Below are 23942 nucleotides of genomic sequence, written 5' to 3'. Positions count from 1 at the left end.
TTTCTATAAGTCGTAAGCGTTCCAGTAACAATAATTCTGCGCCACAAGCGCTCATATTGGTTCTTAGGGATTGAATAATGAAAAAAGCATTGCTGACCCTTTCTGCACTGGCGTTGTGCATGGCCGCCGGTTCCGCACTGGCCAAGGAATACAAAGAGCTGCGTTTTGGCGTTGACCCGTCCTACGCGCCGTTCGAGTCGAAAGCGGCCGATGGCAGTCTGGTGGGCTTTGACATCGATCTGGGCAACGCGATCTGCGCCGAGCTGAAGGTCAAGTGCAAATGGGTCGAAAGCGACTTCGACGGCATGATTCCGGGCCTCAACGCCAATAAATTCGACGGTGTGATCTCGTCGATGACGGTAACACCGGCCCGTGAAAAGGCCATCGACTTCTCCAGCGAGCTGTTCTCCGGCCCGACGGCCTACGTGTTCAAGAAGGGTTCCGGCCTGACCGATGACGTCGCTTCGTTGAAGGGCAAATCCGTCGGTTACGAGCAAGGCACCATCCAGGAAGCCTACGCCAAGGCCGTGCTGGAGAAGGCCGGGGTGAAAATCCAGGCCTACGCAAACCAGGATCAGGTCTACGCCGACCTGAAAAACGGCCGCCTCGACGCCTCGATCCAGGACATGCTGCAAGCCGAACTGGGCTTTTTGAAGTCGCCGGACGGTGCCGCATACGAAGTCAGCAAGCCGGTTGACAGCGAATTGCTGCCGGCCAAAACCGCTGTCGGTATTAAGAAAGGTAACAAAGAGCTGAAGGCGCTTTTAGATAAAGGTATCAAAGCGTTACACGACGACGGCAAATACGCCGAGATTCAAAAGAAACACTTTGGCGATCTGAATCTGTACAGCGGCAAATAATGCACCGGCGCCCATCCTTCGATGGGTGCCTTTTTCATCCGCTCAGGTTGCTGATTTATGTTCGAAAACCTCTTACAAAATCTGGGGCTCTCCGCCTTCAGCCTCAAGGGCTTCGGTCCGTTGCTGTTGGAAGGCACCTGGATGACCATCAAATTGTCGGCGTTGTCGCTGCTGGTGGCCGTGTTGCTCGGCCTGCTGGGCGCCAGTGCCAAACTGTCAAAATCAAAACTGCTGCGCTTGCCCGCCCAGCTCTACACCACGCTGATTCGCGGGGTGCCGGACCTGGTGCTGATGCTGCTGATCTTCTACAGCCTGCAAACCTGGCTGACCGCGCTGACCGACGTCATGGAGTGGGATTACATTGAAATCGACTCCTTCACGGCCGGCGTGATCACTCTGGGCTTCATTTATGGCGCGTACTTCACCGAAACCTTCCGCGGTGCGATCCTCGCCGTGCCACGGGGTCAGGTTGAAGCCGCCACGGCCTACGGCCTCAAACGCGGCCAGCGCTTTCGCTTCGTGGTGTTCCCGCAAATGATGCGCTTCGCCCTGCCGGGCATCGGCAACAACTGGATGGTGATGCTCAAGGCCACCGCGCTGGTGTCGATCATCGGCCTGGCGGATCTGGTCAAGGCCGCCCAGGATGCCGGCAAAAGCTCCTATCAACTGTTCTACTTCCTGGTACTCGCCGCCTTGATCTATCTGCTGATCACCAGTGCCTCGAACGTCATCCTGCGCTGGCTCGAACGCCGTTACGCCGCCGGTGCCCGGGAGGCCGTACGATGATCGAACTCCTGCAGGAATACTGGAAACCCTTCCTTTATACCGACGGCAACAACATCACCGGGCTGGCCATGACCCTATGGCTGCTCAGTGCGTCGATCTTCATCGGTTTCATCGTGTCGATCCCGCTGTCGATTGCCCGGGTTTCCCCGCACTTCTACATTCGCTGGCCAGTTCAGTTCTACACCTACCTGTTCCGGGGCACGCCGCTCTATATCCAGCTGCTGATCTGCTACACCGGGATCTACAGCCTGGCCGCCGTACGCGCCCAACCGGTGCTCGATGCATTCTTTCGCGATGCTATGAACTGCACGATCCTCGCCTTCGCCCTCAACACCTGCGCCTACACCACGGAAATCTTCGCCGGGGCGATCCGCAGCATGAACCACGGCGAAGTCGAAGCGGCCAAAGCCTACGGACTGACCGGCTGGAAGCTGTATGCCTACGTGATCATGCCGTCGGCGCTGCGTCGCTCGCTGCCGTATTACAGCAACGAAGTAATCCTGATGCTGCACTCGACCACCGTGGCGTTCACCGCAACGATCCCGGACATCCTGAAAGTCGCACGGGACGCCAACTCGGCGACCTACCTGACCTTCCAGTCTTTCGGCATCGCCGCGCTGATCTACCTGACCATCACTTTTGCGCTGGTCGGCCTGTTCCGTCTGGCCGAACGCCGATGGCTGGCCTTCCTCGGGCCGACTCACTAGGACTTCTCTGCAATGCGCCACCAGATACATGACCTGCTGGCCCCACTGCCGGGGACCGCACGACAGATCCACAGCTTTCACTTCGGCCCGGAAAAGGCCAAAGGCAAAATCTACATCCAGTCCTCGCTGCACGCCGACGAACTGCCCGGCATGCTCGTGGCCTGGCACCTCAAGCAACGCCTGGCGGAGCTGGAAGCCGCCGGGCGGCTGATCAGCGAAATCGTGCTGGTGCCGGTGGCCAACCCGGTCGGCCTTGAACAGGTGCTGATGGACGTGCCGCTGGGCCGCTACGAGCTGGAAAGCGGGCAGAATTTCAACCGCTGGTTCGTCGACCTCAGCGAAGAGATCGGCAACGAAATCGAATCGCAACTGTGCGACGACCCGCAGCGCAATCTCGAACTGATCCGCACCAGCCTGCGCAACGCCCTCGCCCGCCATACCGCCACGACTCAGCTGCAATCCCAGCGCCTGACCCTGCAACGGCTGGCCTGCGATGCAGACATGGTGCTGGATCTGCACTGCGATTTCGAATCCGTGGTTCACCTCTACACCACGCCCGAGGCCTGGCCGCAGGTCGAGCCGCTGGCACGCTATATCGAATCACAGGCAAGCCTGCTGGCCACCGACTCCGGCGGTCAGTCGTTCGACGAATGCTTCACCCTGTTGTGGTGGCAATTGAAGGAACGCTTCGGCGAGCACTTCGAGATCCCCCTCGGCAGTTTCTCGGTGACGGTCGAGTTGCGCGGCCAGGGCGACGTCAGCCATCCCGTGGCCAGTCGTGACTGCCAGGCGCTGCTCGATTACCTGACTCACTTCGGCGCTATCGCCGGGGCTTCGAAACCGCTGCCGGAGTTGCCATTCCCGGCCACTCCGTTGGCCGGTGTCGAGCCGGTGACCACTCCGGTCGGCGGCCTGCTGGTGTACACCGCCACGCCCGGGCAGCATCTGGACACCGGGCAGCAAATCGCCGAAATCATCGACCCGGTCAATGATCGGGTCACGCCAGTCCATTGCACCGCTTCCGGTCTGCTCTATGCCCGCTCGCTGCGGCGCATGGCCACGGCCGGTATGGTGATCGCCCACGTCGCGGGCATCGAAGCCTATCGCAGCGGCTACTTACTTTCGCCTTGAGGATGCCTGTCCCATGTACAAACTGACCGTAGAAGGCCTGCACAAAAGCTATGGCGACCATCAGGTGCTCAAAGGCGTTTCGCTCAAGGCCAAAACCGGTGACGTGATCAGTCTGATCGGCGCCAGCGGCTCGGGCAAAAGCACCTTTTTGCGCTGCATCAACTTCCTCGAACAACCCAACGACGGCGCGATGAGCCTCGACGGCCAGGCGATCCGCATGGTCACCGACCGTCACGGCATGCACGTCGCCGACGCCGAGGAACTGCAACGCCTGCGCACGCGTCTGGCGATGGTGTTCCAGCACTTCAATCTGTGGAGCCACATGACCGTGCTGGAAAACATCACCATGGCCCCGCGCCGGGTGCTGGGCTGCAGCAAACAGGAAGCCGACGACCGCGCCCGTCGTTATTTGGAAAAGGTTGGCCTGCCGGCACGGGTCGCCGATCAATACCCGGCCTTCCTCTCCGGCGGCCAGCAGCAACGGGTGGCCATTGCCCGCGCGTTGGCGATGGAGCCGGAAGTCATGCTGTTCGACGAACCGACCTCGGCACTCGACCCGGAACTGGTCGGCGAGGTGCTCAAGGTGATTCAAGGCCTGGCCGAAGAAGGCCGGACCATGATCATGGTGACCCACGAGATGAGTTTTGCGCGCAAGGTGTCGAGCCAGGTGCTGTTCCTGCACCAGGGGTTGGTGGAAGAAGAAGGTGCGCCGGAAGACGTGCTGGGTAATCCGAAAAGTGAACGCCTGAAGCAATTCCTCAGCGGCAATCTCAAGTAAAACTATTGCCCTGCCGGCGCGGTCAGTGAAGGAACACCTTCAGAGCACACGTCGCCGGCATGGGCACTTCCACCGATTTCGCCAGACACTGGTTCAGCGCCCGCGACTGGAAGCCGTTCGACTTTCAGAAGCAGGTGTGGGCGGCGGTCAAACGCGACGAATCCGGTCTGCTGCACGCCAGCACTGGCGCCGGTAAAACCTACGCGGTGTGGTTTGCCGCGCTCGATCGTTTTGCCCACTCCGGGCCTGCCAGAGAAATCACCCGCAAACGCCCGCCGCCTGCCGAACCGCTGACTGTCCTGTGGATCACGCCGATGCGAGCGTTGGCCGCCGACACCGCGCGTGCCCTGCAAACTCCGCTGGACGATCTGCACATTCCCTGGAGCGTCGGCCTGCGCACCGGTGACACCGGCAGCAGCGAGCGCGCCCGGCAAAACCGGCGCCTGCCGACCACGTTGATCACCACCCCGGAGAGCCTGACCCTGATGCTCGCCCGCGCCGACGCAAAAACAGCGCTGTCGACGTTACGCATGGTTGTGGTGGACGAGTGGCACGAATTGCTCGGCAACAAGCGTGGCGTGCAATTGCAACTGGCCCTCGCCCGCCTGCGGCGCTGGCATCCGGGACTGATTGTCTGGGGTGTGTCCGCGACGCTTGGCAATCAATCCCACGCCGAACAGGTACTGATTCCACAGGGCGGCGGCGTGAGTGTTCAGGGACAAAGCGAAAAAGCGCTACGTGTCGATACCCTGCTCCCACCGGCTATCGAGCGTTTTCCCTGGGCCGGGCATATCGGTCTGAAGATGCTGCCGCAAGTGATTGACGAACTGGACGCGTGCGCCAGCAGCCTGGTGTTCACCAACACCCGGGCGCAGTCGGAAATCTGGTATCAGGCCTTGCTGGAAGCACGGCCCGACTGGGCCGGCCTGATTGCCTTGCACCACAGCTCGCTGTCCCGCGAGACCCGGGACTGGGTCGAGCACGCCTTGAAGAACGGCCAGCTTAAAGCCGTGGTCTGCACTTCGAGTCTGGATCTTGGAGTGGACTTTCTTCCGGTGGAGCGGGTGCTGCAAATCGGCTCGGCCAAAGGCGTGGCGCGTCTGATGCAGCGTGCCGGACGTTCAGGCCATGCGCCCGGTCGAACGTCGCGGGTCACCCTGGTGCCAACCCACAGTCTGGAACTGATCGAAGCCGCTGCCGCCCGCGATGCCGTGACGCAGCGACGGATTGAACCGCGACTGTCACCACACAAACCGCTGGATGTGCTGGTCCAGCATCTGGTCAGCATTGCATTGGGGGGTGGCTTTACTCCTGAGGATTTGTACGAAGAAGTCCGCAGCGCCTGGGCCTATTGCGACCTGACGCTCGCGGACTGGGCTTGGGCGCTGGCTTTCGTACGCCATGGCGGGATGTCACTGACGGCTTACCCGGATTACCGTCGGGTCGAGCCGGACGAACAGGGTGTCTGGCGAGTGCCAGACGCGCGTCTGGCCCGGCGGCACCGGATGAGTATCGGCACCATCGTCAGCGACGCCAGCATTCATCTGAAATTCTGGAGCAAGGGCGGAGGCGGCAAGCAACTGGGCAGCGTTGAAGAGGGCTTCATCGCACGCCTCAAACCCGGCGACGGTTTCCTGTTTGCCGGACGCTTGCTGGAACTGGTGCGGGTGGAAAACATGACTGCCTACGTCAAACGCAGCACCGCGAAAAAAGCCGCCGTGCCGCGCTGGAATGGCGGGCGCATGCCGCTGTCCAGCGAACTGGCTGAAGCGGTGGTCACCCGGTTCAGCGCGGCGGCACACGGTGAGTTTGCCGGCCCGGAAATGCAGGCCTTGCGCCCGCTGCTGGAAACGCAGCTGCGCTGGTCGGGCCTGCCGACGGCCGACAGCCTGTTGGCCGAAGTGCTGAAATCCCGCGAAGGCTGGCACCTTTTCCTCTATCCGTTTGCCGGACGTCAGGTGCATCTGGGGCTGGCCAGCCTGCTGGCGTGGCGGGTCAGCCAGCGCCTGCCTGTGACCTTCTCGATTGCGGTCAATGATTACGGACTGGAATTGCTTAGCGCCACGCCCGTTGATTGGTCTGTGCAACTGGATGGCGCTCTGCTCAGTCCCGAGGATTTGTTGAGGGATGTGCTCGCCAGTCTCAACGCGGGCGAACTGGCGCTGCGCAGGTTTCGGGAAATCGCCCGGATTGCCGGTCTGGTGTTCGCCGGTTACCCCGGTGCGCCGAAAAGCACTCGTCAGGTGCAGGCCTCCAGCGGTCTGTTCTTCGAAGTGTTCAAACAATACGACGCCGACAATCTGCTACTGGCACAGGCCGGGGAAGAAGTCCTGCGCGAAGAACTGGATATTCTTCGGCTGGAACAGACATTGGAGCGAGTCAACCGGATGAAACTGGACATGCACCTGATCAAACGTCCTACACCGCTCGGTTTTCCATTGCTGGTGGAGCGCATGCGCGAAAGCATGAGTTCGGAAAAACTCGCCGACCGCATCCGCCGAATGGTCGGCGATCTGGAAAAAACCGCCGACAAGGGCCTATCCTGATGAACGCGCCCTATCCTGTGCGCCTGGCAGGCGAAGACCTATGGTTGCTGCCGGAAAAGGCGCTGTACTGGCCTGCGCAACAAGCGTTGCTGATTGCTGACGTACATTTCGGCAAGGCTGCCGCTTACCGGCGCCTGGGGCAACCGGTGCCGCAGGGCACCACGGCGAGCAATATCGCCGTGATCGAGCAATTGCTGGCGAAACTGCCCTGTCGGCAACTGATCTTCCTCGGTGATTTTTTGCATGGGCCCGGCTCCCATGCCACTGGCACCTTGCAGGCATTGGCGCAGTGGCGGGCGCGTCATGCCGATCTGCCGATCACGCTGGTTCGCGGCAATCACGATAAACGTGCCGGCGATCCGCCGCAGGCGCTGAATATTCGGGTGGTGCCGGAGCCCTTGCTGCTAGGACCCTTCGCCTTGCAGCATGAACCCGATCCGCACCCTGAACGCCATGTCCTAGCCGGGCACGTGCATCCGGTTTATCGATTGAACGGCAAGGGGCGTCAGTGTCTTCGGCTGGCGTGTTTCAGGCTGGGAGAACGCATCAGCCTGCTGCCGGCCTTCGGTGCCTTCACTGGCGGTTATCCGGTGGAGAAGGAAGACATCTGTCGGATCTTTGTCATTGGTGATAACGAAATATGGCCCGTCGGCTGAAGTCCTGTTCAGGATTCAGCCGACGGGCCATACATTCAATCAAGCGACAGGCGCAGGTGGCGGTTTGTCCGGCAATGTAGGTTCGCCGGGCTCGGTCGGTTCTTCGTTGGGGGTATCGGGATCGGGCTGGTGAGGAATTCCGCCAGCCATGGCGATAGGCGGGTGTGCCAACAAGGACCAGGCCAATACGCCAACCTGATTGGGCTCGAGCCTTGCCAGTTCGGCAGTGATTTGCGGATCGATCTTCATGGAGCACTCCTCGGCGAAGGCCCGCTGCGCTGTTCGCGAAACGGGCAGTACACCCCATAGAGTGTCTACCCGCCGAAGAATTCCCGGTAACTGCCGGATGGACGGCTCAGGTGCGCGGCAGGGTCACGCCACGCTGACCCTGGTACTTGCCGGCACGGTCCTTGTAGGAGACTTCGCATTCCTCGTCGGATTCGAGGAACAGCATCTGCGCCACACCTTCATTGGCGTAGATCTTCGCCGGCAGGTTGGTGGTGTTGGAGAACTCCAGGGTCACCTGACCTTCCCACTCAGGCTCAAGCGGAGTGACGTTGACGATGATGCCGCAACGGGCGTAAGTGCTTTTGCCCAGGCAGATGGTCAGGACATTGCGCGGAATACGGAAGTATTCAACGGTCGTGGCCAGGGCGAAGGAGTTCGGCGGGATGATGCAGACGTCGCTGTGGACATCGACGAAGCTGCCGGCGTCGAAGTTCTTCGGATCGACGATGGCCGAATTGATGTTGGTGAACACCTTGAAATGGTTGGTGCAACGCACATCGTAGCCGTAGCTCGAAACACCGTAGGAGATCACCCGGCTGTCGTCGCTGCCACGTACCTGGCGCTCGACGAACGGCTCGATCATGCCGTGTTCCTGCGCCATGCGGCGAATCCACTTGTCCGATTTGATGCTCATGGCGGGTGTCCTGAATAGCGAGGTGGAAAAAATCTGTCCGGCATCTTACCGGGCGCGTCGCCGGGTTCAAAGTCCGGGCTGCAATTCTCGCCGAACGTGCAGGAATTACGCGGTCTGGCGACGAACCGTCACACCGCCGATCCTTAAAACGGAGAAACCTTCGCAAGAAGCATTGGCACGTTCCGGAAAAAGGGTTAAGGTGGCGCCACTGTGCTGCTTGTGTCACTGAGAATCTCTACACGATATGTTGAATTTCGATCCAACCATCTACAAGAATTTTTCCTGCTCTTTGCACTCAGTCTCGGCCAGGGTTCTTCCTGAGTCGCAGTTATCTTTGTTCAAGGAGTTACACCATGTCTAATCGCCAAACCGGTACCGTTAAGTGGTTCAACGATGAAAAAGGCTTCGGCTTCATCACTCCACAATCCGGTGACGACCTGTTCGTTCACTTCAAAGCTATCCAGTCCGACGGCTTCAAAAGCCTGAAAGAAGGCCAACAGGTTTCTTTCATCGCTACCCGCGGTCAGAAAGGCATGCAAGCTGAAGAAGTACAAGTTATCTAACTTGTAGCTTCTTAGCCAAGAAGCCCCGCCCTTAAAGCGGGGCTTTTTTGTGGGTGTCTGTTTTGTCGAGACAAAAAAAATCGCAACCTGTCGAAGGTTGCGATTTTTTTAAATGGCGTTACCAGGCTACGCCGAAACCTGCGGTGTAGCGGGTCTTGTTCAGGTCCGCGTCCTTGGTACCACTGATGATGTCACGCTCGGCCTTGAGATTGAGCGAGGCCCAGTCCGTCACCTTGTAGCGCAGGCCCACTTCCGAATCCAGGGCATAGTTGGCGACGTCCGACAGTGGCTTGCCAAGTTCGCCGGTGGTGAAGAACTGCACCTTCTTGCCGATCAGGTAGCGGTTGTAGTCCCACTTCATGGCAACGGAATAGAAGTTGTCCTTGCCGCCATCGCTGTACTCGTAGTCGGTGCGGTTGAGCAGTGAGCCGAGCGAGAACGCTCCGAGCTCGTCATCCCAGAACTGGTAACCCGGACCAGTACCAACCACCCGCTGGCGCGACAGCTCTTCGACGTAATCACGCTTGTAGTTCAGACGCCCTTGCCAGAACCACTTGTCGGTGAGGAAGCGGTCCAGTGCGTATTCAGCACGCCAGTTGTTGGTGGTGACCACCTCATCCTGGACTTCGCGGTTGTACTCGCCCTCAGCGGTGTGTCGCCAGCGCCCGTGACGCGCAGAGGTCTTGAAGCCGATGTCGTAGTCATTGGTGTCTTTTTCAGCACGCTGATAATCCAGGGCCAGATCGACATTGCCCTTCCAGACCAGATCCTCGACCACCGGCTTGGGCTTTAGAATCTGCTGGATACTCGCCAGCTCGACGGTTTTCGGCGCTTCGCCGTTGGCCAGAGTGACCTTGCCGTCTTCGGCGGCAGTCAGCGACTTGGCTTTTTCGCCGTTGTACGCGTCCTGCTTGACCAGCAGTTCCTGATCACTCTCCAGAGTCTTGACCTGCTTCCAGTCAATGGTGACCGCGCCGGCGTACTGGGTCTGGACCAGCAACTTGCCGCCATCGAACAGGGTGATTTTGCCGCTCAGCCTGTCACCGTTCTTCAACCAGACGGTATCGGCGAGCAAAGGCGTGGACGCACTGAAGACAGCAAGGCACAGCAGGGTTCTGGACAACATAAGCGAATCGGGAGCTCAAGTTTGCAAAAAAAGGGTCGGCATTATCCGTAGGAATAATCCCCTGACAAGGAATGACTCGGCTATTTCTGTTGAGTTCATTTCTCAATTGCGCGATCACGGATTAACCTTTAATCCATGAATCGACCCTGTTCAGGAACGGCGCACGTGACAGACCCGATACAAGCCTGCGAAAACGATCCGCAAATCCGACGCACGGCACTCTACTCGACCCTTGCCCAGGTACCTGAGGGCAAGGTGGTCAGCTATGGTCAGTTGGCCGAACTGGCCGGGTTGGGGCGCGCCGCCCGCTGGGTCGGCCGTACCCTGAGCCAACTACCCGGCGACACAAAGCTGCCCTGGCACCGGGTACTCGGTGCCGGCGGTCGGATCAGCCTGCCGGTGGGCAGCCCTTCGGGTGATGAGCAGCGGGCACGATTGCGTATGGAGGGCGTTACGATCCTGAACAATCGTGTGGATATTCGGCGCCATGGCTGGCGTCCGGTAGAGCACAGCGGTTAGAGTGCGCGCTTTGTTTTCGCAATCTTGAGGCAGACTTCAGCCCATGCCCCGTAAAACCTGGCGCGCCGCGCTCGCCGCCTATGCCAGTCCTTCGACGCTCGTGCTGTTGTTGCTGGGTTTCGCCGCCGGCCTGCCGTACATGCTGGTGTTCTCGACACTTTCGGTCTGGCTGCGTGAAGCCGGTGTAGCCCGGGAGACGATCGGCTATGCGAGCCTGATCGGCTTGGCCTATGCCTTCAAATGGGTCTGGTCGCCGCTGCTCGATCAGTGGCGCCTGCCTTTGCTGGGCAAGCTGGGTCGACGCCGTTCGTGGCTCGTGCTTTCTCAATCGCTGGTGATCCTCGGCCTGATCGGGATGGGCTTCTGCGACCCGCAGAAACACTTGTCCTGGCTGATCGCTATTGCCGTAATCGTCGCCTTCGCCTCCGCCACCCAGGACATCGCCGTCGACGCCTATCGCCTGGAAATCGCCGAAGACAACCGCCAGGCCGCGCTGGCCGCCAGTTATATGTCCGGCTATCGGGTCGCAGCGCTGCTCGCGACTGCTGGCGCCTTGTTCTTCGCCGAAGGTTTCGGCTCCACCGGGTTCAACTATCAGCATTCCGCCTGGACCGGCACCTACGTGCTGTTCGGTGCATTGATGATCCCTGCCCTGCTCACAACCTTTCTGATGCGTGAACCGCCAGTACCGCTGCGCACCCAACTGCAGGCCGGGCGCTATACGTTCATGCATCAACTGATGTCGGTGTTCGTGCTGATCGTCCTGCTGGTCTCCGTACCGGCGATGTTCACCCAGCTCTACAACACCGATTTCGCCAGCGTGCTGTTCGGCACCATGAGCCCGCTGGACCTGCTGCTGGAAGACCGGGCCTTCCTGCGCGCCATCCTCTATACCCTGCTGACCGGCCTGTGCCTTTCGACCATGGGGCGCCGTGGCTTGGCGCCGGTGCTGACCCCGGTAAACGACTTCATCCTGCGCTACCGCTGGCAGGCCCTGCTGTTGCTGGGCTTGATCGCCACTTATCGGATGTCGGATACGGTCATGGGCGTCATGGCCAACGTGTTCTATATCGATCAGGGTTTCACCAAGGACCAGATCGCCAGCGTCAGCAAGATCTTCGGCCTGATCATGACGCTGATCGGTGCCGGCATGGGCGGCCTGTTGATCGTGCGCTTTGGCATCCTGCCGATCCTGTTCATTGGCGGCGCGGCGTCGGCGGGCACCAACCTGTTATTCGTGATGCTGGCCGACATGGGCCCGAACCTGAAGATGTTGATCGTGACCATCTCCCTCGACAACTTCAGTTCGGGCATGGCCACGTCGGCGTTCGTCGCTTACTTGTCCAGCCTGACCAACCTGAAATTCTCCGCCACCCAGTACGCGCTGCTCAGCTCGATCATGTTGCTGCTGCCTCGCCTCATCGGCGGCTACTCCGGGGTGATGGTGGAGAAGTTCGGCTATCACAACTTCTTCATGATCACCGCGCTGCTCGGCGTCCCGACCCTGGTGCTGATCGCCTTGCACTGGTTCCAGGAAAGCCGCCGCGAAGGCCCGACGCCGACACCGGAACCCGTGCCAGCGTCAGTCGCCGAAGAGTCGTAAGACATCTCGCACCCGGCGGGAGGGTTCCCGCCGGACCTGCACTTCTGTACGTCGGCAGCTCTCGCCGGTACACTGCTCCGTCATTTCCAGTCATAGCAACCGACAACGGCCAACCATGCGCACCAGTCAATTTTTGCTCGCCACACAGAAAGAAACGCCTTCCGACGCGGTCGTGATCAGCCATCAGCTGATGCTGCGCGCCGGCATGATCCGCAAACTCGCCTCGGGCCTGTACACCTGGCTGCCGATGGGCTTGCGAGTAATGCGCAAGGTAGAAGCCATCGTTCGCGAAGAGATGAACGCCGCCGGCTCTCTGGAAGTGTTGATGCCGAGCACCCAACCGGCCGAGCTGTGGCAGGAGTCGGGGCGCTGGGAAGAATACGGCCCTGAGTTGCTGCGCTTCAAAGACCGTCATGGTCGCGATTTCTGCGCGGGCCCGACCCACGAAGAAGTGATCACTGATCTGATGCGCAACGAATTGAGCAGCTACAAGCAGCTGCCAATCAACCTGTACCAGATCCAGACCAAGTTCCGTGACGAAATCCGCCCACGCTTCGGTTTGATGCGTGGCCGTGAATTCATCATGAAGGACGCGTACTCGTTCCACGCCGATCAGGCGTCGCTGCAGGTAACCTATGACCGCATGCACGAAGCGTACTGCAACGTGTTCACACGCCTTGGCCTGAAATTCCGTCCGGTTGAAGCCGACAACGGCTCCATCGGTGGCGCCGGCTCCCACGAGTTCCACGTACTGGCCGATTCCGGTGAAGACGATATCGTCTTCAGCAACGGTTCCGACTACGCCGCGAACATCGAGAAGGCTGAAGCCGTTCCGCGCGAAACCTCCCGCGCTGCGCCGACCGAAGAGCTGCGCCTGGTCGATACCCCGGACACCAAGACCATCGCGGCCCTGGTGGAGAAATTCAATCTGCCGATTGAAAAGACCATCAAGACCCTGATCGTGCACGCCGAAGAAGAAGGCAAGCTGATCGCCCTGGTGATCCGTGGTGACCACGAACTCAACGAAATCAAGGCTGCCCAGCAACCTGGCGTTGCCAGCCCGCTGGTCATGGCGTCCGATGCAGAGCTGCGTGACGCCATCGGCGCCGGCGCCGGCTCCCTCGGCCCGCTGAACCTGCCGCTGCCAATCATCATCGACCGTTCGGTCGAGCTGATGAGCGACTTCGGCATCGGTGCCAACATCGACGACAAGCACTACTTCGGCGTGAACTGGGAGCGTGACCTGCCGGTTCCGACCGTGGCCGACCTGCGCAACGTCGTGGCCGGCGACCCGAGTCCGGACGGCAAGGGCACTCTGGACATCGCGCGCGGCATCGAAGTCGGACACATCTTCCAGCTGGGCAACAAGTACAGCAAGGCGATGAAGTGCGAAGTGCTGGGCGAGAACGGCAAGCCTGTCACCCTGGAAATGGGTTGCTACGGCATCGGCGTGTCCCGCGTGGTGGCGGCGGCCATCGAGCAGAACAACGACGAGAACGGCATCATCTGGAGCGACGCTCTGGCGCCATTCCAGATCGCCCTGGTACCGCTGCGCTATGAAACCGAGCAGGTGCGCGAAGCCACCGACAAGCTGTACGCGGAACTGACCGCTGCCGGCTTCGAAGTGCTGCTGGACGATCGCGACAAGAAAACCAGCCCGGGCATCAAGTTCGCGGACATGGAGCTGATCGGCATTCCACACCGGATCGTGGTCAGCGACCGCGGTCTCGCCGAAGGCAACCTGGAATACAAGAGCCGTACCGAAGGCCAGGCGCAAGCGCTGCCGGTTGCCGACGTGCTGTCCTTCCTGCAGGCCCGTATCCGCCGCTGAAACCAGATAGAGACCTCATGTTCAAGCGAAACACCTTAGGCCTCGGAGGCGTCACCTTGTGTGGCGCCCTGCTGGTCAGCGGCTGTGCCAATCACATGTCACAGCGCAGCGAGCACGAAGAGCGGGTCGAGCGGAAGCTGCTCGATCACAGCCTGCAGATCGATGTCGGTGAGCCTAAGGTGCTTGAGCTACCGCAGCGACGTGTGAAGATCAACGAACAGAAGACCTTCGAAGTCACCGAGTTCGAAGTCACCCGTCGTTATGACCGCTACACGCCTTACCAACCCTGGCGCGAAATCTACGAGATTCCGCTGGGTGCAGTGGCGGTGGTGGCTGGTGTCGGTGCGAATGTGGTCAACGTGTTCGCCCTCGGCACCCTGCCGGACAGCGTGACCAAGGACTGGTTGAGCTACGGATTCGCCGGGCTCAACCCGTTCATGAACGTGCAGTCCCATGGTCGTGCGCAGCAGAACCTGGCCGGTATCGATGAAGTCCAGCGCGACAAGCGCATGGAGTACTCGAGCCTGCCATGGAGCGAGCGTCCGGTGCAGGTCAAGGCCGGCAAGCAGAGCTTCGACATGACCACCGACCGTAACGGTGTGCTGCGCCTGAACCTGCTGGACAGTCCGTTCGCTGAAAACGATCTGAACCATGTGGGCAAACTGCAGATCAGCGTCGAAGACGCCAAGGATGATGTGCACTCCGACTCGTCCCTGACGATCAGCAGTCACCTGCGCGGCAAACTGCTGGAAGCACACGGGCTGATTTACGACGATCTGGAAGACGACGAAGTGAGCCAGTGGGTTCACCGGGTCAAACGCCTGTCGGAACTAGGCCTGGAAGAAGAAGCCAGTGAGCTGGAACAGAGCCTGATCGAGCTGACACGCAACGATCCCGAGTTGCAGGCCGAGTTCCTCAAGTCGCTGACCAAGGATGCCGGGCGACTGGTGGCAGACCCGGGTCCGAACTGACAACGCTTATAGAAGAGCCCGAACCTGTTTCGGGCTTTTTTATGCGTCCTACCGCTCAAACAACTCCATCTGCTCAAAGCCGCCGCGCAAATCCTCCAGCCGCACGCCCACCCCCAGCAACCGTACCGGTTTGCCACCCCGATTGAACGCTTGCGTCAGCATCGATTGATAACTGCCCAGATCCCGCCCTGCCCCGGCCTGCTCCAGTGTGGTCTGGGTGAAATCGTGAAATTTCACTTTGACGAACGGCTTGCCCGGCCGGTAGCTGCTGTCGATCCGCGCCATGCGGGTTTTCAGGGTTTCCAGCAATTCAGGGAGCTTGTCCAGGCAACTGCGCAGATCCGGCAAGTCCACATCGTAGGTATTTTCCACGCTGATCGACTGGCGACGACTGTCGTTATGCACCTGACGGTCATCTATCCCACGGGCGAGGCTCCACATCCGCTCGCCAAAACTGCCGAATTCGCGCACCAGCACCAACTTGTCCCATTCGCGCAGTTGCAGGCAGTCATTGATACCGAGCTTGCCCAGCTTGTCGGCAGTGACCTTGCCGACGCCGTGTAACTTGCTCACCGGCAGGCCGCTGACGAAGTCTTCGACCTGGTCCGGGGTGATGACAAACAGGCCGTTGGGTTTTTTCCAGTCACTGGCGATCTTGGCCAGAAACTTGTTCGGTGCCACCCCGGCCGAGACCGTGATGTGCAATTGATTGGAAACCCGGCGCCGAATGTCCTGGGCGATCCGCGTGGCGCTGCCACCGAAATGCGCGCTGTCCGAGACATCGAGGTAGGCCTCGTCCAGCGACAGCGGCTCGATCAGGTCGGTGTAATCGCGAAAGATCGTGTGAATTTCCTTCGATGCCTCACGGTAGGCGTCCATACGCGGCTTGACGATCGTCAGGTCCGGGCACAGTTTCAAGGCATGCCCGGAGGACATCGCCGACCGCACACCGTAAGCCCGCGCCTCATAGTTGCAGGTGGCGATCACCCCGCGCCGGTCTGCCGAACCACCCACCGCCAGCGGTTTGCCGGCCAGACGCGGATCGTCACGCATCTCGATGGCGGCGTAGAAACAGTCACAGTCGATGTGGATGATTTTTCGCTGAGTCATAGCAGAAATGGAAAAGTGGCACGCCGGACCGGCAGTATCTCACTGACAACTGTATATAGCACCAGTGGTATGAAGGTTCTTTTCCAGCAGTAGGAAACTTCCTTTGAATTTATTTTCTCAATCGGGAATCGCTGACCAATAGAGCTGAAACCCACGCCCTGCCTGACCTGCGGCCCCGTCAGCGACCTCGAAAAATAGCTAACCAATTGAACCAGAACAGATTTTATCCGGATTCAAGGTTGACACTCCGGCAATCCTCTGTAGAATGCCGCCACACAGACGCGGGATGGAGCAGTCTGGTAGCTCGTCGGGCTCATAACCCGAAGGTCGTCGGTTCAAATCCGGCTCCCGCAACCAAACATCGAAAAAGGCCAATCGAAAGATTGGCCTTTTTTGTGCGCGCCTGTTTTTCATTGGGCAATCATCCGGGCCAAACAGGAATCCTTTGCAATTCCGAAACTTACCGCCCTCCTGCGACGGATTGACGCGTTTTCACGCTTATTTGACCCTTCGCGGTATTAACGGTTGACACCCCGCCGTTCGCCTGTAGAATGCCGCCACACAGACGCGGGATGGAGCAGTCTGGTAGCTCGTCGGGCTCATAACCCGAAGGTCGTCGGTTCAAATCCGGCTCCCGCAACCAAACATCAAAAAAGGCTGCTCGAAAGAGTGGCCTTTTTTGTATCTGTGGAAAAAGTCCTTTCGCAACAATGATCTGTCACTGTGCAGTGAACCGCTCAGGATCTTCAGACCCGCCGAGTTACGACTATGCTTGAGTCGCGGGCAAGACGTCTGCAATCCGAGACCTGCCCTCGCCGATACCCGACGAGAGGCGTAGTATTTTGTGATTATTTTTTTCTACAGGGATTGGTAACTTGGCTGGATACCCCCATCCTGTCGCGCACAATCCAAGAGGTGATTGATGCGCGCCAACTCGTCTGATCCACAAGACACCCTCACCGTGAATCCATCGATCAAGCCTGAGCGTATGCGCCTGCTGGATCGAATCAGCAAATACCGGCAACCGATTGGTCTGGCGGTCACTTTGCTGTTGTTCGCTATCGCGTTGATTGCCTGTCGCCATCTGCTCAGCGAACTCGACCTCTATGCTTTGCATGACTCGATTCTTGATGTACCGAAGCCCGCTCTGCTTGGCGCTTTCGGCGCGACCGTCGTCGGCTTCATTATTCTACTGGGCTACGAATGGTCGGCCAGCCGCTATGCCGGCGTAACCATTCCGCCGCGCACGCTCGCGCTCGGCGGCTTCACGGCGTTCGCGATCGGCAACGCCATCGGCCTGTCGATGCTGTCCGGCGGTTCGGTGCGCTACCGTTTATATGCACGACTTGGCCTGGGCGCTTCGGAAGTGGCGCACATGACCCTGTTCGCCAGCCTGTCGCTGGGCTGTGCCCTGCCGCCGCTGGCGGCGCTGGCCACCCTGAGTGACCTGCCGGCCGCCTCCCAGGCCCTGGGCCTGTCCGAGGGTCTGCTGGCCACGATTGCCTCTGCGGTGCTGCTGCTCGGCGCGATTCTGGCCATGGGCATTTATCGTCGGCGGCTGCCGGAACAACCCTATCGCGACAATCTGCTGGTCAAGGTCGGCCGCCGCACCCTGCGCCTGCCGGGCCGACGCCTGACGTTCCTGCAACTGGTCATCACCGCCCTCGACGTCGCCGCTGCCGCCACCGTGTTGTACATGTTGCTGCCGGAAGCACCGCCATTCGGCGCGTTCCTGCTGGTGTACCTGCTGGCCCTGGCTGCCGGCGTGCTCAGCCATGTACCGGGCGGGGTCGGGGTTTTCGAAGCAATTCTGCTCGCCGCGTTCGCGGACAAACTCGGCGCAGCACCACTGGCTGCCGCCCTGCTGCTGTATCGCATGATCTACGTGGTGCTGCCATTGCTGGTGGCTTGTGTACTGCTGCTGATCAACGAAGGTCAGCGTCTGTTCCAGACCCAGACCATGCGCGCAGCTTCTGGTCTGGCGGCACCGATCCTCGCGGTACTCGTATTCCTGTCCGGTGTAGTGCTGCTGTTTTCCGGCGCTACGCCCGAAATCGATACCCGACTGGAGCACATCGCCTATCTGATTCCCCATCGCCTGGTCGATGCTTCGCACTTCGGCGCCAGCCTGATTGGCGTGCTGTGCCTGATGCTCGCTCAGGGCCTGCGTCGCCGACTGTCAGCGGCGTGGATGCTGACCACCATTCTGCTGCTCGTAGGCGCCCTGCTCTCGCTGCTCAAGGGTTTCGACTGGGAAGAAGCCACGCTGATGACCCTCACCGCCGCGCTGCTGGGGGTGTTCCGTCGTTCTTTCTATCGGCCGAGCCGTCTGACTGAAGTGCCGTTCTCGCCGCTGTATCTGGTGGCGAGTCTGTGCGTACTCGGCGCATCGACCTGGCTGTTGCTGTTCGCCTATCAGGACGTGCCGTACAGCCATCAGTTGTGGTGGCAGTTCACCCTCGACGCCGATGCCCCGCGCGGTCTGCGTTCGCTGCTCGGCGCTGCGGTGCTGTTGCTGGTGATCGCCCTGACCTGGCTGCTGCGTACCGCCCGCCCGGTGATTCATCTGCCGACGCCCGATGAACTGGAGCGCGCCACAAAGATCCTGATGGCCTCCTCGCAACCGGATGGCGGCCTGGCCCTGACCGGTGACAAGGCACTACTGTTTCATCCCAACGACGAAGCGTTCCTGATGTACGCCCGTCGCGGTCGCAGTCTGGTGGCGCTGTACGACCCGATCGGTCCGGGCCAGCAACGGGCGGAAATGATCTGGCAGTTCCGTGACCTGTGTGACATTCACCACGCCCGTCCGGTGTTCTATCAGGTGCGTGCCGAGAACCTGCCGTACTACATGGACATCGGTCTGACCGCGATCAAGCTGGGCGAGGAAGCCCGGGTCGATCTGCATCGCTTTGACCTGGACGCCAAGGGCAAGGAGATGAAGGACCTGCGCTACACCTGGAACCGTGGCACCCGCGATGGCCTGTCGCTGGAGATCTTCGAACCGGGCCAGGCGCCGATGGACGAGCTCAAAGTGATTTCCGATGCCTGGCTGACCGGCAAGAACGTGCGCGAGAAAGGCTTCTCCCTCGGCCGTTTCAGCGACGATTACCTGAAGCATTTCCGCATCGCGGTGATTCGCTTCGAAGGCCGCCCGGTGGCGTTCGCCAACCTGCTCGAGACTTACAGCCATGACCTGGCCAGTCTCGACCTGATGCGCTCACACCCGGACGCCCCCAAGCTGACCATGGAGTTTTTGATGGTCGGTCTGATTCAACATTATAAGAGTCACGGATACGCGCGTTTCAGCCTGGGCATGGTGCCGTTGTCGGGGTTGCAACCCCGGCGTGGCGCACCGCTGACCCAGCGTCTGGGCTCGATGGTTTTCCGCCGTGGTGAGCAGCTGTACAACTTCCAAGGCTTGCGCCGCTTCAAAGACAAGTTCCAGCCTGACTGGGAACCCCGTTATATGGCAGTGCCCGCCGGACTCGATCCGCTGGTGGCACTGGCCGATACTGCTGCCCTGATCGCGGGCGGCTTGACTGGATTGGTGAAACGCTGATGATTCAACGCTCCCTGAAGTACATCCTGGCCGCACTGATCGTGCTGGCCGTGATTGCCGGCGGCGGTTACTGGTACCTCAAACGCCCGGCACCGGAACCGACCCTCGAACAGCTAAAACCGGCTGACGGCATCGCCATGACCCGGGTCATCCCCGGTACCAAGCCCAAAGCCCAGGTGCTGGTGGCGGTCGAGGACGACAAGAAACTCACCGACAATCAGCTGACCACCCTGAGCCGCAGCGCCTCGGCGCAGATCGTCCAGGTGATTCTGCCCAAGGACTGCCTGCAGCAAAGCCGCGCGCTGCAAAGCGGTCTGCGCGAACTGAACGGCCCGGCGACCCTGGTCAGCGGCATCGGCCCTGGCGCGGTGCTGGCCTGGCGCTGGCTGTCGGAACAGAAGGACGACAAGGCCCAGGCCGTGTCGGTTGATCTGGCCCTGGAAAAAGGCGGCTGCACTCACCTGCTGCCGAAGTCCGCTGCCCATGGCCATTGGCTGGTGGCCTGGAACGATAACCCGGACGACACCAGCGCCGGTTTCGTGCGTGATCAACCGAATGCCGAAACCAGCATCAGCGACTACGACATCAACCTGCCGCAAGTGCTGAACAATGAACTGCGCAAAATCCTCGTCGGTGGCGACAAAGCCAACGGCGGCCTGCAGATCCCGGTGGTGGAAGTCCCGGCCGGCCAGGCCAAGGACACCGTGACCCTGTTCCTGTCCGGTGACGGCGGCTGGCGCGACCTCGACCGCGACGTGGCCGGTGAAATGGCCAAGATCGGCTACCCGGTCGTCGGCATCGACACCCTGCGCTACTACTGGCAGCACAAGAGCCCGGAACAGAGCGCGCTGGACCTGACCGAACTGATGCAGCACTACCGCCAGAAATGGGGCACCAAACGCTTCATCCTGACCGGTTACTCGTTCGGCGCCGATGTCCTGCCGGCCATCTACAACCGCCTGCCGGAAACCGAGCAGCAACGCGTCGACGCAATCATACTGCTGGCCTTCGCCCGCACCGGCAGCTTCGAAATCGAAGTCGAAGGCTGGCTCGGCAACGCCGGCAAAGAAGCCGCCACCGGCCCGGAAATGGCCAAGCTGCCACCGGCCAAGGTCGTGTGCATCTACGGCGAAGAAGAGAAGGATGAAAGCGGTTGCACCGACAAGACAGCGGTGGGCGAAGCGGTGAAACTGCCTGGCGGCCACCACTTCGACGAGAACTACCCGGCGCTGGCCAAGCGGTTGGTGGATCTGATCGAGAAGCGTCAGAGCAAGGATCAGCCGGCAGAGTGATCTGAGGCGCTCCAACGAAAAGCCCCCGCAACCTCACGGTTGCGGGGGCTTTTTCATTCCCGGAGCTCCCACAGAGAGCCATACAGAACTCAGCTGACTGTCAGCGCTTCCTGGCCGTACCTCGCCCGCATGTCGTCATGGCTAATCGCTTGAGCCGGATTGAAATTGATCAATCGTGCCTCGGCTACCTCTTCAACCAGGAGATTCTCGAGTTCATCCAGCCTTTCTTGTTTCAAGCATTTCTTCATGAACACCCTTCTCCAAGAATGCCGCCTTTCACTCGAACTGCCCTCAGTCCTGGAACAAAGGACAGTTGCCAAGCGAAGCTAATTGAAGAATCAACACCTGCTTAGCGCATTGATTCTGTCCGACGCATAGTTTCGCTTACTTCCGGTGGCGCAATATCAGATGACGTCCGAGTACCTTGTAGGCAAACTCCTAATCTCGTGTTTGGGCACTTTGCCGCCCTATTGCACTGTTTTTTGACGGGATACTCTCCAGAGGTCGCTGACCCTTTCAGTGATCGGGTGTGGTAACCCGGATAAACCAGCGCAACAGCGCCCCATTCACAATCACAGGCACTTTCCTGTCTGTGATTTCGATTTATGGCAGCTGTGCGTGGGTCGCCTTCGGGCGTGCCGGTTTCCTTGGTTCCCGGTTTACCACCCTGCGTACAGCTGCCTCCCTTTCGTGTGGTAACGGAAGTTGCAGCTCCTCGAACCAAGGAGTAACACCATGACCGAAACGAAATCGTCTATACCCACAGACCTTACAACCATCGGCTTCACCTCCTTTCTCTACGGCTCTGGCTCCGATCAAGCGTCTTTCAACGTCCGCTCTGGCGTCCCCATCGTCGAAGCCCTGTCACAGGCTTCAGATCTGTTGTTTCTCGCCAAATCCTTCGCCGAAGATGCCGCCTACGACAAGGAAAGCGACCGCCACGCCTGGGCTGCGCATTACCTGACAATCACGGGCAAGGCCTTGATGGATGATGTGACGAAATCCCTGATGCCACGAGTAACGCGGACGAAAACCGAGTCTGAAGCAGAATTGCCCGAAAGTATGTAAACGGCACAGAAACGAAAAAGCCCCCGCCAGCCACAAGACTGACGGGGGCTTTCAGTTCAGACGGAGCCTACATCTCCACCTGCGTCCCCAACTCAATCACCCGGTTCAGCGGCAGATTGAAGAACCGCAGGTTTCCGTTGGCATTCTTCAACATGAACGCGAACAGCGCTTCACGCCAACGGGCCATGCCTTCGAGTTTCGAGGCGATCACCGTTTCGCGGCTGAGGAAGTAGGTGGTGCGCATCGGGCTGAAGTCCAGGTCGTCCAGATGACACAGCTTCAGCGCTTGCGGCACGTCCGGTTCGTCGGTGAAGCCGAAGTGCAGGATCACCCGGAAGAAGCCTTCGCCGTGGGCTTCGACTTCGAAGCGTCGGGATGGCGGTACGCGCGGAATGTCTTCGTAGACTACGGTCAGCAGCACAACCTGCTCGTGCAAGACCTGGTTGTGCAGCAGGTTGTGCAACAGCGCATGCGGTACTGCGTCGGAACGCGCAGTCAGGAACACGGCAGTGCCCTGCACGCGGTGGGGTGGCTGGACGCGGATGCTGCTGATGAAGATCGGCAGCGGCAATGCGCCTTCGTCCAGACGCTCGACCAACAGTTGCTTGCCGCGCTTCCAGGTGGTCATGAGGATAAACAAGGCAATACCGGCGACCACAGGGAACGCACCGCCCTGGACGATCTTCGGCACGTTGGCGGCGAAGTACAGACCGTCCACCAGCAGGAAGCCGATCAGCACCGGCACGGCCAGCACCGGCGGCCATTTCCACAGCAACAACATGACCGCCGACACCAGAATCGTGGTCATCAGCATGGTGCCGGTCACGGCCACGCCGTAGGCCGAGGCCAGGGCGCCGGAAGACTCGAAGCCCAGCACCAGCAGGACCACACCGACCATCAGCGTCCAGTTCACCGCACCGATGTAGATCTGCCCCTGCTCATCGCTGGAGGTGTGCTGGATATACATGCGCGGGATGTAGCCGAGCTGGATCGCCTGACGGGTCAGGGAAAACGCGCCGGAAATAACCGCTTGCGAGGCGATCACCGTGGCCAGGGTCGACAGACCCACCAGCGGAATCAGCGCCCAGCTTGGCGCCAGCAGGTAGAACGGGTTGCGCGCCGCTTCCGGGTTGTCCAGCAGCAAGGCACCCTGACCGAAGTAGTTGAGCACCAGCGCCGGCAGCACCAACAGGAACCACGCCCGGGCGATCGGCTTGCGACCGAAGTGGCCCATGTCGGCGTACAGCGCTTCGGCACCGGTCAGCGCCAGCACCACGGCACCGAGGATCGCCACGCCCATGCCGGCATGAACCATGAAGAAACGCACGGCCCAGATCGGGTTCAGCGCCTTGAGCACTTCCGGGGAATGGCTGATGCCGTAAACGCCGAGGGCGCCGAGCACCAGGAACCAGGTGACCATGATCGGCCCGAAGAGAATGCCGATCCGCGCCGTACCGTGACGCTGGATCAGGAACAGGCCCACCAGCACCACCAGCGACAATGGCACGACCCAATGGTCGATCCCGTCAAACGCCAGGCCCAGACCTTCAATGGCCGAGAGTACGGAGATCGCCGGGGTGATCATGCTGTCACCGTAGAACAGCGCCGCGCCGATCAGGCCGCAGACCACCAGCAGCGAACGCAACTTCCTGCGCTCCCCTGCCGCCCGCCTCGCCAGTGCGGTGAGCGCCATGATCCCGCCTTCGCCCTGGTTGTCGGCGCGCAGGACGAACATCATGTACTTGATCGACACGACCCAGATCAGCGACCAGAAGATCAGCGACAGAATGCCCAGCACTCCGTCGTGATTGACCGGTACGCCGTAACCGCCGGAAAACACTTCTTTGAGGGTGTACAACGGGCTCGTGCCGATGTCGCCGTAAACTACCCCGACTGCCGCGACCAGCATGC

Annotated in this window: 21 protein-coding genes and 2 tRNA genes; 17 read left to right on the top strand and 6 right to left on the bottom strand. The window is 60.3% G+C overall.

Annotated elements, in window-relative coordinates:
• Nucleotides 1–77 precede the first annotated feature (77 nt).
• The 7 genes from CAF87_RS09490 to pdeM are packed head-to-tail and all read left to right on the top strand — an operon-like array spanning nt 78 to nt 7464.
• Entirely contained in the window at nt 78–860 is a 783-nt protein-coding gene (locus CAF87_RS09490; RefSeq protein WP_065259277.1) for a transporter substrate-binding domain-containing protein, read from the top strand.
• Between the two features lie 57 nt (nt 861–917).
• Nucleotides 918–1646 carry an ABC transporter permease gene (locus CAF87_RS09485; protein ID WP_065259276.1) on the top strand — a complete coding sequence of 243 codons (729 nt, stop codon included), beginning with the start codon at nt 918–920 and terminating at the stop codon, nt 1644–1646.
• Entirely contained in the window at nt 1643–2353 is a 711-nt protein-coding gene (locus tag CAF87_RS09480; protein ID WP_085729888.1) for an ABC transporter permease, read from the top strand. The genes CAF87_RS09485 and CAF87_RS09480 overlap by 4 nt, the downstream gene beginning before the upstream one ends.
• 12 nt (nt 2354–2365) lie before the next feature.
• On the top strand, nt 2366–3484 hold the full coding sequence (locus tag CAF87_RS09475; RefSeq protein ID WP_085729887.1) for a succinylglutamate desuccinylase/aspartoacylase family protein: 1119 nt from the start codon (nt 2366–2368) through the stop codon (nt 3482–3484).
• 13 nt (nt 3485–3497) lie between these two features.
• Complete coding sequence (locus tag CAF87_RS09470) at nt 3498–4262, top strand: ABC transporter ATP-binding protein (RefSeq protein ID WP_085729886.1); 765 nt, start codon at nt 3498–3500, stop codon at nt 4260–4262.
• Between the two features lie 59 nt (nt 4263–4321).
• Nucleotides 4322–6808 (top strand): ligase-associated DNA damage response DEXH box helicase, encoded by a 2487-nt coding sequence (locus CAF87_RS09465; protein ID WP_085729885.1) that lies wholly within the window; start codon nt 4322–4324, stop codon nt 6806–6808.
• Nucleotides 6808–7464 carry a ligase-associated DNA damage response endonuclease PdeM gene (pdeM, locus tag CAF87_RS09460; protein ID WP_085729884.1) on the top strand — a complete coding sequence of 219 codons (657 nt, stop codon included), beginning with the start codon at nt 6808–6810 and terminating at the stop codon, nt 7462–7464. The genes CAF87_RS09465 and pdeM overlap by 1 nt, the downstream gene beginning before the upstream one ends.
• Nucleotides 7465–7503: 39 nt before the next feature.
• On the opposite strand, the gene CAF87_RS09455 is transcribed toward pdeM, so the two are convergent.
• Together CAF87_RS09455 and dcd are read right to left on the bottom strand one after the other, a co-directional pair.
• Nucleotides 7504–7713: a hypothetical protein gene (locus tag CAF87_RS09455; protein ID WP_085697404.1), complete on the bottom strand. Its 210-nt coding sequence runs from the start codon at nt 7711–7713 to the stop codon at nt 7504–7506.
• A gap of 106 nt (nt 7714–7819) precedes the next feature.
• The gene (gene dcd, locus CAF87_RS09450) at nt 7820–8386 is read right to left on the bottom strand and encodes a dCTP deaminase (protein WP_007954988.1); all 567 of its coding nucleotides are present in this window, start codon (nt 8384–8386) and stop codon (nt 7820–7822) included.
• A 353-nt stretch (nt 8387–8739) separates the two neighbouring features.
• Between dcd and CAF87_RS09445 the strand changes: the two genes are divergently transcribed.
• Nucleotides 8740–8949: a cold-shock protein gene (locus tag CAF87_RS09445; RefSeq protein ID WP_002554837.1), complete on the top strand. Its 210-nt coding sequence runs from the start codon at nt 8740–8742 to the stop codon at nt 8947–8949.
• A gap of 118 nt (nt 8950–9067) precedes the next feature.
• Here CAF87_RS09445 and CAF87_RS09440 read toward each other — a convergent pair whose 3' ends face one another.
• Nucleotides 9068–10075 carry a DUF481 domain-containing protein gene (locus CAF87_RS09440; protein ID WP_085729883.1) on the bottom strand — a complete coding sequence of 336 codons (1008 nt, stop codon included), beginning with the start codon at nt 10073–10075 and terminating at the stop codon, nt 9068–9070.
• Nucleotides 10076–10210: 135 nt separating this feature from the next.
• On the opposite strand from CAF87_RS09440, the gene CAF87_RS09435 reads away from it, so the two are divergent.
• The 4 genes from CAF87_RS09435 to CAF87_RS09420 all read left to right on the top strand — a co-directional run bounded on the left by CAF87_RS09435 (nt 10211) and on the right by CAF87_RS09420 (nt 14999).
• Nucleotides 10211–10594 (top strand): MGMT family protein, encoded by a 384-nt coding sequence (locus tag CAF87_RS09435; protein ID WP_170929612.1) that lies wholly within the window; start codon nt 10211–10213, stop codon nt 10592–10594.
• Between the two features lie 43 nt (nt 10595–10637).
• On the top strand, nt 10638–12197 hold the full coding sequence (locus CAF87_RS09430) for an AmpG family muropeptide MFS transporter (RefSeq protein ID WP_085729881.1): 1560 nt from the start codon (nt 10638–10640) through the stop codon (nt 12195–12197).
• Nucleotides 12198–12312: 115 nt separating this feature from the next.
• Complete coding sequence (locus tag CAF87_RS09425; RefSeq protein WP_085729880.1) at nt 12313–14028, top strand: proline--tRNA ligase; 1716 nt, start codon at nt 12313–12315, stop codon at nt 14026–14028.
• Between the two features lie 17 nt (nt 14029–14045).
• Complete coding sequence (locus tag CAF87_RS09420) at nt 14046–14999, top strand: hypothetical protein (protein ID WP_085729879.1); 954 nt, start codon at nt 14046–14048, stop codon at nt 14997–14999.
• Nucleotides 15000–15047: 48 nt separating this feature from the next.
• Here CAF87_RS09420 and dinB read toward each other — a convergent pair whose 3' ends face one another.
• Nucleotides 15048–16109 carry a DNA polymerase IV gene (dinB, locus tag CAF87_RS09415; protein ID WP_085729878.1) on the bottom strand — a complete coding sequence of 354 codons (1062 nt, stop codon included), beginning with the start codon at nt 16107–16109 and terminating at the stop codon, nt 15048–15050.
• A 280-nt stretch (nt 16110–16389) separates the two neighbouring features.
• Between dinB and CAF87_RS09410 the strand changes: the two genes are divergently transcribed.
• The 4 genes from CAF87_RS09410 to CAF87_RS09395 all read left to right on the top strand — a co-directional run bounded on the left by CAF87_RS09410 (nt 16390) and on the right by CAF87_RS09395 (nt 20963).
• Nucleotides 16390–16466: transfer RNA gene (locus CAF87_RS09410), tRNA-Met, on the top strand.
• A 209-nt stretch (nt 16467–16675) separates the two neighbouring features.
• Nucleotides 16676–16752 (top strand) — tRNA-Met (locus CAF87_RS09405).
• Between the two features lie 279 nt (nt 16753–17031).
• Nucleotides 17032–19671 carry a bifunctional lysylphosphatidylglycerol flippase/synthetase MprF gene (gene mprF, locus CAF87_RS09400; RefSeq protein WP_085729877.1) on the top strand — a complete coding sequence of 880 codons (2640 nt, stop codon included), beginning with the start codon at nt 17032–17034 and terminating at the stop codon, nt 19669–19671.
• Nucleotides 19671–20963 carry a virulence factor family protein gene (locus CAF87_RS09395; RefSeq protein WP_085729876.1) on the top strand — a complete coding sequence of 431 codons (1293 nt, stop codon included), beginning with the start codon at nt 19671–19673 and terminating at the stop codon, nt 20961–20963. Before mprF ends, CAF87_RS09395 begins: the two co-directional genes overlap by 1 nt.
• A gap of 89 nt (nt 20964–21052) precedes the next feature.
• Here the strand turns inward: CAF87_RS09395 and CAF87_RS29250 are convergent, their stop codons facing one another.
• Nucleotides 21053–21211 (bottom strand): hypothetical protein, encoded by a 159-nt coding sequence (locus CAF87_RS29250; RefSeq protein WP_170929611.1) that lies wholly within the window; start codon nt 21209–21211, stop codon nt 21053–21055.
• A 487-nt stretch (nt 21212–21698) separates the two neighbouring features.
• Here CAF87_RS29250 and CAF87_RS09390 point away from each other — a divergent pair, with 487 nt between their 5' ends.
• Entirely contained in the window at nt 21699–22031 is a 333-nt protein-coding gene (locus CAF87_RS09390; protein WP_085729875.1) for a DUF3077 domain-containing protein, read from the top strand.
• Between the two features lie 67 nt (nt 22032–22098).
• On the opposite strand, the gene CAF87_RS09385 is transcribed toward CAF87_RS09390, so the two are convergent.
• A complete protein-coding gene (locus CAF87_RS09385) occupies nt 22099–23940 on the bottom strand; it encodes a potassium transporter Kup (RefSeq protein ID WP_371321039.1) in 1842 nt (613 codons plus the stop codon).
• Nucleotides 23941–23942: the final 2 nt, after the last annotated feature.

The organism is Pseudomonas sp. R38(2017), assembly GCF_002112395.1.
Classification (GTDB): domain Bacteria; phylum Pseudomonadota; class Gammaproteobacteria; order Pseudomonadales; family Pseudomonadaceae; genus Aquipseudomonas.
Note: the sequence above shows the minus strand (reverse complement) of the source record. Positions and strands in the feature narration are given on the sequence as shown.